At 68.5% G+C, this 707-nt stretch carries 1 protein-coding gene; it reads right to left on the reverse strand.

The window, feature by feature from the left end; translation table 11 throughout:
* Positions 1 to 590, reverse strand: a 590-nt coding sequence (locus tag AAW13_RS43850) for a substrate-binding domain-containing protein (RefSeq protein ID WP_143145127.1), incomplete at its 3' end; no start/stop codon positions are given.
* Between the last annotated feature and the right edge of the window lie 117 nt (positions 591 to 707).

The following is a 707-nucleotide window of genomic DNA, read 5'->3' on the forward strand; positions in this document are numbered from 1 at the left end:
TGGTTCGTGGCGGTCTGGGCGGCGGACAGGACGGCGATCTCGCCCTTGTAGCCGATCTGCTCGGCGAGCAGCTGCACCTCGGTGCGGCCGAGGTCCTCGGCGGACGCCTGCGACACGAACGCGTTGCGGCAGCCCGCGTTGGTGTCCGAGTCGTAGGTGACGACCTTGATGCCGTTGCTCATCGCCTGCTTCAGCGCGGTGCACAGGGCACCGGGGTCCTGCGCGGACACCGCGATCGCGTTCACCTGCTGCTGGGTGAGGGTGTTGACGTACGACACCTGCCCGGAGGTGTCGGTGCCGCTGGACGGACCGACCTCCTTGTACTTGTTGCCCAGTTCCTCCAGGGCCTTCTTGCCGCCGTTGTCCGAGGAGGTGAAGTAGGGGTTGTTGACCTGCTTCGGCAGGAACCCGACGGTCAGCCCCTTCTTCAGCGCCGCGTTCGGGTCGGCCTTGCCGGTCGCCGCGGCGGCCGCACCGCTGTCGCCGCCCGAGTTGTTCTTGGTGGTGCCCCCGCAGGCGGTGGCGGCCAGGGCGAGCGAGGAGACGGCGGCCAGGGCCACACAGCCACGACGCAGCGACGACTTACGCATGATCGATTCCTTTACGAAGGCGGTGAGTGGTGCGGTGTTACGCGGAGGTGCTGGACGCGGGAGCACTGCGTCCGGCCCGGGCGAGGGAGATCTGTCGTGCGACCCTCGGTCCGAGTA

Source organism: Streptomyces humi (assembly GCF_001005085.2).
In the GTDB taxonomy this organism is placed as follows: domain Bacteria; phylum Actinomycetota; class Actinomycetes; order Streptomycetales; family Streptomycetaceae; genus Streptomyces; species Streptomyces humi.